The organism is Nitrosomonas sp. (genome assembly GCF_040256045.1).
Lineage (GTDB): Bacteria > Pseudomonadota > Gammaproteobacteria > Burkholderiales > Nitrosomonadaceae > Nitrosomonas.
Window position 1 is genome coordinate 21,811 of the sequence record NZ_JBDZWD010000016.1, and the last position, 8,831, is coordinate 30,641.

9 protein-coding genes are annotated in these 8,831 nt (G+C 45.6%); 1 reads left to right on the plus strand and 8 read right to left on the minus strand.

Annotated features, from left to right (window positions below; all coding sequences use genetic code 11):
* Positions 1–58: 58 nt before the first annotated feature.
* From ABUL11_RS04730 to ribD, 3 genes are all read right to left on the minus strand, one after another.
* Positions 59–1,381, minus strand: a complete 1,323-nt coding sequence (locus ABUL11_RS04730) for a UDP-glucose dehydrogenase family protein (RefSeq protein WP_350282713.1) — start codon at positions 1,379–1,381, stop codon at positions 59–61.
* Between the two features lie 97 nt (positions 1,382–1,478).
* Positions 1,479–2,699, minus strand: a complete 1,221-nt coding sequence (locus tag ABUL11_RS04735) for a TIGR04063 family PEP-CTERM/XrtA system glycosyltransferase (protein WP_350282714.1) — start codon at positions 2,697–2,699, stop codon at positions 1,479–1,481.
* 99 nt (positions 2,700–2,798) lie between these two features.
* On the minus strand, positions 2,799–3,863 hold the full coding sequence (gene ribD, locus ABUL11_RS04740) for a bifunctional diaminohydroxyphosphoribosylaminopyrimidine deaminase/5-amino-6-(5-phosphoribosylamino)uracil reductase RibD (RefSeq protein ID WP_350282715.1): 1,065 nt from the start codon (positions 3,861–3,863) through the stop codon (positions 2,799–2,801).
* A gap of 235 nt (positions 3,864–4,098) precedes the next feature.
* On the opposite strand from ribD, the gene ABUL11_RS04745 reads away from it, so the two are divergent.
* Positions 4,099–4,629: a protein tyrosine phosphatase family protein gene (locus ABUL11_RS04745; protein ID WP_350282716.1), complete on the plus strand. Its 531-nt coding sequence runs from the start codon at positions 4,099–4,101 to the stop codon at positions 4,627–4,629.
* Between the two features lie 110 nt (positions 4,630–4,739).
* On the opposite strand, the gene ABUL11_RS04750 is transcribed toward ABUL11_RS04745, so the two are convergent.
* From ABUL11_RS04750 to ABUL11_RS04770, 5 genes are all read right to left on the minus strand, one after another.
* Positions 4,740–6,110, minus strand: coding sequence for a transporter family protein (locus ABUL11_RS04750; protein WP_350282717.1), 1,371 nt, complete (start codon positions 6,108–6,110; stop codon positions 4,740–4,742).
* 33 nt (positions 6,111–6,143) lie between these two features.
* On the minus strand, positions 6,144–6,644 hold the full coding sequence (locus tag ABUL11_RS04755; RefSeq protein ID WP_350282718.1) for a hypothetical protein: 501 nt from the start codon (positions 6,642–6,644) through the stop codon (positions 6,144–6,146).
* A 26-nt stretch (positions 6,645–6,670) separates the two neighbouring features.
* Positions 6,671–7,363 (minus strand): C39 family peptidase, encoded by a 693-nt coding sequence (locus ABUL11_RS04760; protein WP_350282719.1) that lies wholly within the window; start codon positions 7,361–7,363, stop codon positions 6,671–6,673.
* 130 nt (positions 7,364–7,493) lie between these two features.
* Positions 7,494–7,859, minus strand: coding sequence for a hypothetical protein (locus ABUL11_RS04765; protein WP_350282720.1), 366 nt, complete (start codon positions 7,857–7,859; stop codon positions 7,494–7,496).
* Between the two features lie 127 nt (positions 7,860–7,986).
* On the minus strand, positions 7,987–8,831 hold an 845-nt coding region (locus ABUL11_RS04770), incomplete at its 5' end, for a hypothetical protein (protein ID WP_350282721.1).

The window sequence follows — 8,831 nt, forward strand, 5'->3', positions numbered from 1 at the left end:
ATCATCATTTCTTTCATTCTTCTTCAGAAGGAGCAATCCCGGCGATATCCATACCGGCTTACAACCTGCCAATAGCAAAATACTCAAACCCTTCGGCACGAATTCTGTCCGGATCGTACATATTGCGCCCATCAAAAATTACTGCATTCTTGAGCTTGCGCCTAATTTCACCGAAATCCGGAGCACGGAACATCTTCCACTCCGTTACGATAACGAGTGCATCAGCACCTTCCAAAGCCGACATAGGCGAATCGGCCAATTTCAAACTGGCTTCATTCCTGAAAAGTCTTTCTGTTTCATCCATCGCTACCGGATCATAAGCAGAAACAATAGCACCCTGCGCCAGCAAACCGGCAATCAATATCCGGCTGGGAGCTTCTCGCATATCATCGGTATTAGGTTTGAAAGCAAGCCCCCACAGAGCAATCGTTTTCCCTGAAAGATCAGAACCAAACCTTGCCTGGATTTTGTCAAGCAAAATCTCTTTCTGATGAGTGTTAACGGCTTCTACCGCCTCCAGAATTTTTAATCCGATATCATTTTCCTTTGCAGTGCGTTGTAATGCCTTTACATCTTTAGGAAAACAGGATCCTCCATAACCACAGCCGGCATACAAAAAGTGATAACCGATACGCGGATCGGAACCGATTCCCCGACGAACATGTTCGATATCGGCTCCCAGTTTTTCGGCCAGCAGTGCCAACTCATTCATAAACGAAATGCGAGTGGCCAGCATAGCATTGGCAGCATATTTGGTCAGTTCGGCCGATCTGGCATCCATTATGACCAACCGGTCATGATTCCGGTTGAAAGGCGCATAAAGCATCCGTAAAAATTCTATGGCTTTATTATCGTCTGCACCGATAATAATTCGATCCGGGCGCATAAAATCATCTACAGCAGCCCCCTCTTTCAAGAACTCCGGATTAGATGCAACACTGAAATCAATCTCGACACCACGCTTCACCAGCTCTTCGAGAACAACCGTGCGTACCTTGTCTACCGTTCCCACGGGGACAGTAGATTTATCCACAATCAACCTGTAATCCTGCATATTCCGGCCTATTGCCCGTGCCGCCTTCATGACATATTGCATGTCGGCGGAGCCATCCTCTTCTGGTGGCGTTCCGACTGCAATAAACTGGATCAATCCATGGTCCGTACACTCTTCCGGATTCGAAGTAAAACGCAAACGACCCGCAGCCACATTTCGCCTTACCATGTCTTCCAGGTCAGGCTCATAAATTGGGATCTCGCCCTCTTTCAGCAAATTGATCTTGTTGACATCCACATCGAGGCACAATACATCGTTCCCTACTTCAGCCAGGCAAGTACCCGTTACCAAACCGACATAACCAGTTCCAATTACACTTATTTTCATAATTTTCTATTCATTTCAGTCTTATTCCAAAGTAAGCGTTCAAACTCTCACAAATTAATCTACCTACTTGCTTCTTGGAATATCCACCCGGAAATAATTACTTTTTATCTTCTCGTTTACTAAGCAAATTACTATAAATAAGCTGATACCTTGCCACACTTTTCCGCCAGTTACGTTCGGTCTCGACAAATTCCCGCCCGGCTCTGCGCAAATTTTCCCACCGATCTGGCGTATTTATCAGCTCTCCGACTTTTTGTGCCAGTGAATTCGGATCGCCGGATTTGAACAGAATACCGTTATGGCCGTCACAAATCAGCTCTTGGTGCCCCCCCACATCTGAAGCAGCCAGCACTCTACCCTGTGCCATGGCTTCCAGCGGTTTCAAAGGAGTGACGAGATCAGTGAGGCGCATAGAAAGGCGGGGATAAACCAGAATATCAATCAGATCATAATAATCCTGCACTTTATCGTGCGGAACACGGCTGGTGAAAACAACTTTATCCCCGATACCAAGCCGGCTGGCAAGTTGTCGCAACTGTTCATCCTGTGGCCCACCACCGACCAGCAATACCCGCAAATCAGGGTGCTGTGGCAGCATAATCGGCAAAGCCTGTAGCAATATATCCAGCCCCTCGTAAGCATAAAAAGAACCAATAAATCCCATAATGCGCTTGTTCCCTAATCCAAGCTGCTCTTTAAGCGATTTATTCACCGTACGGCTTGCAGAAAATTTCTCGATATCGACTGCGTTGGGGATAGTCGTAATCTTTTCCGGTGCAATACCTCGTCCGATCATGTCATTCCGCAATCCTTCACAAATCGTAGTAATTGCATCCACACGTCGAAGTGCAAAATTTTCCAGCGCGCGCGTCAGGCGATAACGTACCCCCCATTCGCTGCTAGTGCCGTGGTCCACTGCAGCATCTTCCCAAAAGGCGCGTACCTCATAAACAACCGGTATAGAAGCTTTACGTGCAGCAATCATCGCGGGAATTGCATTGAGTGCCGGTGAATGGGCATGCAAAATATCCGGTTTGACGGCCTGCACAATATTAGCTACCCGCCGAGCCAAGCCATCGACCACAGCAATCTGGTTCAGAATCGGTAGTCTGCCGGCAAAACGGAAATGCTTCGGCGTCCTGTAAAAATGCCAGCCATCGACTTCTTCTTCCAGCGCAGCCGGGCCGGTATGTTTGGCACTGGTGACATGAAACGTTTCCCACCCCAGGTCACGTTGTTCTTTCAGGATCGCCAGCGTACGAAATGTATAACCGCTATGTAATGGGATGGAGTGATCTAGAATGTGCAGAATTCGCATAATTCAACTCATGATTCAGTAATGGCATCATCGATGTTTCCTGCCAACGGCAAAAATCCTTCTCTCTTTATCATTCATAAATCCCCTGCACTTCTAATCTCATTTTATAAACCTTGCTATCAGACAGACATCCATCCCGATTTTTCGAATATCGGATATTTCTAAATCATACTTCTCTGATAAATCCCCGATTTCAGGCAATGCTAGCATCGCTTGTGCCGAATTACCCAGCAGACTGGGGGAGAAATAAAAAATGATTTCATCTACCAGCCCGGCCGTTACCAGTGCTCCATTCAGCACCGGACCTGCTTCAACCAGCAGCTCATTGATACCTGATTCGGCCAGCTTCATCATCATGGCTTTGAGATCAACCTTTCCGGCTGAATCAGGCAACATAATAATGTGAGCACCGGTATCTGCCACCTGATGTATTTTTTCTCTGTCGGTTTGTGCTGTGAAAATCCAGGTTGTATCTGCATTCTGCAACAGTTTTGCCTGCAAAGGAATTTCCAGCCTCGAATCCACTACTACACGCACAGGCTGCCTGGAAGTCTCGATATGCCGTACCGTCAATTGAGAATCATCCTTCCTGATCGAGCTGATCCCCGTCAATATCGCACACGAACGTGCACGCCACTTATGTCCATCCCGTCGGGCCGCTGCACTGGTAATCCACTGACTCTTTCCATTCTTCAAAGCCGTTCTGCCATCGAGGCTGGCTGCTATTTTAGTCCGCACCCATGGACGAGCATGACGCATTCGGGTAACGAATCCGATATTTAGCCGTTCTGCTTCCTCAGCCAGCAAACCTGCTTGTATTTCGATACCGGCTTTTTGCAACCATTCCTTTCCTTGACCGTTTACATGCGGATTAGGGTCATTCATCGCCATGACTACTTTGTACACCCCTGCCTGAATCAAAGCTTCGACGCAAGGTGGTGTACGGCCATGATGACTGCAAGGCTCGAGTGTTACATAAACAGTAGCGCCCTTGGCCAAATCCCCTGCTTCCCGTAATGCATGAATTTCTGCATGTGGCTCCCCTGCCCGCTCATGCCATCCTGTTCCGACTACCTTACTATTATTGACGATTACGCATCCTACCCGTGGATTCGGGCTAGCGGTAAACAGTCCCCTTTCAGCCAACTGTAGCGCATAGGACATATACTCATAATCTGAAGCAGCGAACACCTATCACTACCCCTTAGTAAAGTGGCAAACCGACAGCAATCACCGTATTTATCGATACAGTCAATCGTCACTTCCCCTGGTTTGAAAGATCATATTTGGAGATCGGCCAAAAATTGCCGTCTCCTGCTATAACTTATACCTGCTCTTTTATTCACCCGGATATTCATGCTACGATTTTTACATATTCCAATTACGATCGGAGGTCAAAATGTTTTTTGTGAGGGTTTTTATCATCATTCTCGCTTTATTATCGTCAGGCTGGGTATCTGCAAAAGACCAAGTACCCTATGCTACACAAATTAATGACCTAGTACGTTACTTGCGCGTCACGCCCAATATTGCTACTTCCGGGGCACTTACCAGGGACGGTATTCAAGAGCTCGTCAAGCACAGTTTTCAGACTGTGATTGATTTGCGCAGTGAATCGGAAGGCACACCGAGCGAGAAAAAAGCTGTTGAAGCAGTCGGTATAACCTATATTAATATCCCTGTCACCAGTGAAGGAATAAATGAATCACAACTAGCCACCTTCAAACAGGCTTTAGAACAAGCAGCTCCTCCCGTTTTAATCCATTGTGCCACTGGTAATCGTGCCGGTGCCATGTGGACTGCCTACCGGCTAAACGAAGGCGTAGCTCCGGAAATCGCTTTTAGAGAAGGTCGTGCTGCCGGTATGAATGCAGGAATGGAAGAAAAAGTCAGAAAAAGCTGGTGTGGTGAGACCAGAGAGGGTTGCTGACGATCACTGAAACAAATACTTTCCGCTGCTACCAGATATTTAAAAATACAGAAGAAGTAACTGTTGTCGTGCTATGGCAAAGAAAGAAGGAAGGTAACAGATTCACAGCTTTAAAATACCATCGGCATTCTAAAGCTAAGTCTGACATCCTGGGCATCATTTGTTGTTCCTATAGCAACGGAGAAATTCAAGGTAGTTTCCCGAGAATATTTAAAAGCATAACCGAGCAGTAATTGTCCTATATCAAGCTGGCTACCTTTCAACGTCTGGTTATTTATTTTAGTATTAAAAACGTGACGGTGACCATACCCGATATTGAACGAAGAACGTTCGTTAATCCCGAAACCCATACCAAAAGTCATACCTACCGCATAACCTGGATCAACCTTAAACTTATCACCTGATCCATCCAGTGCCTTTTCCTTGGTGCCCATATTATAGTTATAGGCCAGATTTGCAAAAAATACTGCTGGATCACTTGCATAGAGCGCAGTAACACTTGGTTCAAAACTGAAAAAACCCGATCCAGTAGGAACTTCGGTAGGGAATACGGCACCCGGGACACCTTGAGCCCGTGCGTATTTAATATCAAAGGGTCCCTTACCTGTAGGCATCGTAGCTCGCATATTTCCTACCAAAATAGGCCACCCCCCCGCTCCTGAATTAAGCTGATAGCGGGCAGCAAATTCAATGTCTCCCAAGCCATTCCCGGATGCGTTAAATGTTTCATCGATTCCAGCCCCAATGCTGACTGGCCTAGAGCGTTGTTCATCAAAACGCGCACGGTAGGGCACTCTCGCTTCAATCTCAAGACGATCTGTCACGCCATAGCGAGCTCCAATACTTGCCATAAGGCTGTGCTGATCCACCTGACGAACATCTATCAAACCGATAGCAATTGCCGGGAGAAATGTAAATGCGTCCAGAAAAATCCGGTTGCTATCCGTAAAAGCATATTCCAGCGCAGGCTCAACCACAATTTTCCCTTGGCGTGTCAGCACTCCTCCTACTGCATCACTCAACCGAGGCATTTCAGGTGGCCTTGGTTTTTCATCTTGCTTGGGTGGCGCCTGCCCTACTGGGCCGGCAGGAAGATTACCAGGTACTGTGCGTGTCTGTACCTGATTATTTTTTTTATCAACCGGTCCGGCAACCACTGTCTTTGGAGCAGAGGATGCCTGCGGGGGGCGTTGCTCATCTTTGCTGGCTGTATTACTGACTGGGCGACGATTGTTAGGTTGCGTAGTAATCAAGGAATCCAGGCGGGATTTAAGCTTCTCTATTTCTTTCCCTTGCTCAATGATAATCTGTCGCTGTTTTTCGAACTCCTTTTGCTGCTGCGCAAAAAGGGATTTATATTGTTCGAGTACTTCTTCTGAAGATCTTCCTGCCTGAGAATAAGCAACAAGAAATACTGCAAAAGCACCCACAACAAATTTACTTTTCACACTTCTCGGGTGTTTACCATTATTCTCAGACACATTTTTTCTCATGCTTGATGACGTACAGAATAGCTATCGCAACAATGCTGGCGCTAAAAATTCGGTAAAAATATGCTGACTGCCGCCATTCACCGCAATTCCTTTCAGGTTACTGACTTCTATATTAATAGTTGTTAATGCTTCAAGATGCTGACTATCCAATGTATTCTGAACGAAAGTACTGAGTTCCGGCACAGTTATAGAATCAGACACCATATTCTGCATACCTGCTTGTAAAACCACACCTGCACCCGGAAGCTGAAGAGAGGATGAATGGACTAGCACATCATTCAAGTGGATAAACTTTTCCAGACTCATATCAATATGGATACCATTCGGAAGAATAAACCCGCCTCTCAACATCGAAAGCTCTTTATCTGTTGCCCGCTCCCACTCCTGATGGAAAGAATTTTGAATCGGTAATCCGGCATTCATATCCTCAGCATGTACTTGGTCCACGAAGCAAGACAATATCGCCAGCACAAGGTAGAGTTGAATAGCTTTAACTATCAGATGAAAATTCCCGGTTTCCATTTTTTTCCTTGTATTTGAACGAATTATCAGAAATCCCAAGGGCCTGGATGCAACACATTAAAAACTCCCAAACTTGTTTGATCCGCTGCTTCACCCAGTGGAGCCACTCTGCCTGCCCATTCTTCGTGTATTTTCGTATAGCTTACTTCAGGATCACGATTATCATGAATTAGAAATAAGATACGATTCCCCCACATTTCTTCGAACTCGGAACGATCCACGGATTTGACACCCTGAGCCGGATCACCTAATAAAACTTTGTATTCATCTACTCCTTTGATGATGACAAAGTGCATATAACCATTGTGGTTGATGATGGTAATAGCTGGATTTCCAGTAGAACGCAATTTATTCAGATCAATCTTGAAACCATCCGAGCGATATCCTCTGCGTTCAAGATACAGCTTCATATCCAACATGGAAAAACCTTCTCGTTTGATTTTCTCCTGATTCCCATGCTGAAACATATCGACAAATACAGATTGTTCATCAACAGTATCGTCAAAATGAAAAGTAAGCAGACTTGCCAAAGCAGCAGAACCGCAGCTGAAATCATACTGTTGCCGATAAACAGTATTGAAACGCCGTTCTGCAAAACTTTTTACTCCTATATTAAAGTTAGCTCCGCCCACTACATCGATCATGTCCATCCCTGATACTTCACTGCAAGGAACTATCAATATCTCCAATAAAGCAAACGCAGCCAGAAACAGTTTCATATTGATTTTGTCCTGGAGGGCTGAAAATTACTTACACTTATTAAACTATGTAACAAATCTCAAAAGGTTGACAAAAATAATTTGTGTGATGCTATGCTATCGGCTGTTCTATCAAAATATTCAGCCCGAATCAGGGTAATATCGTTACATTAATAATTGTCGAGTCCTGAATAAGGACATTGTTACCCGAATTCTGAATAACTGAAAACATACCCCCTGATCCAGCAAAAGAGCCGCTGTCAATTATATTAAAGCCACTAGTATTGTTCGTTGCGGTGTTACCGCCAAGAAGTGCGCGAACGTTCATATTGTTCAGGGTAGTCACATCCACTCCCTCACGACCCGTGGCATTATCCAGCTCCTCCATAGAGGCCACTTCACCCTGAAGAAGATATCTGTCTTCCACCATCAATTCCGCTCCGGATGCTGCGTAAGTCAGACTACCTGGCGCCCACATTGCCAGCGCAACAAGACCTTTTTTAATGTTGGCTTTCATTACTAATCCTCACTTGTCACTCACACCCACTTTTCCTGTTCCAGTAAAAAACTGGCAAGCAATATTGCTACTGCCTGCCAGTTGAAAGCGCTACATTACATCAAGCAATAAAGTACAACTTACTTTATTACTGATTAACATTCACGTTGCCCTGGAAGCTAACTTGCTGTTGAATCAAAGAACTTGATCCCAAATTTTGGGCAACTTGATTCAGACCAGCACCATTAAACGAATCAGAGATATTGTTGCTCAAAGTGCCGCCTGCAAGTGCAACAGCTTCTTCAGCTGATAAGCCACCGGATGATTGACCTGTTACAGATCCTTCCAGTGCTGCATTGTTAACAGAGTAGGTCGCCGTTGCATCACCACCATTAGACGCTGCGCTACCATTACTTGCAGTAGTTTGGCTGTTATCGCTATTGTTAGTGTTATCTACGCTTGCAGTACCGCCGTTATTTGCAGATGCAGATCGGCCTTCCGCGGATGCAGAGCTGTTGTCGCTGTTGTTGCTATTGTCAACACTGGCTGTACTATTGTTATTAGCTGCAGCACTGCCTTGACCACTTGCATCAGCTAGACTGTTATCACTGTTATCGCTGTTGTCATTATTGCTGTCAGCGGTGTTGGTGCTGTTATTGCTGCTGTCGTTATTGCTGTCAGCGGTATTGGTACTGTTATTGCTGCTGTCGTTATTGCTGTCAGCAGTATTGGTGCTGTTATTGCTGTTGTCGTTATTGCTGTCAGCAGTATTGGTGCTGTTATTGCTGCTGTCGTTATTGCTGTCAGCGGTATTGGTGCTGTTATTGCTGTTGTCGCTATTGTCGCTGTTATCACTGTTGTTGCTGTTGTCAGCGTAGGTGCTGTTGTCGCTGTTGTTGCTGTTGTCGCTATTGTCGCTATTGTCACTGTTGTTGCTGTTGTCGCTGTTGTTGGTGTTATCAGCGTAGTTGCTGTTGTCGCTGTTGTTGCTGT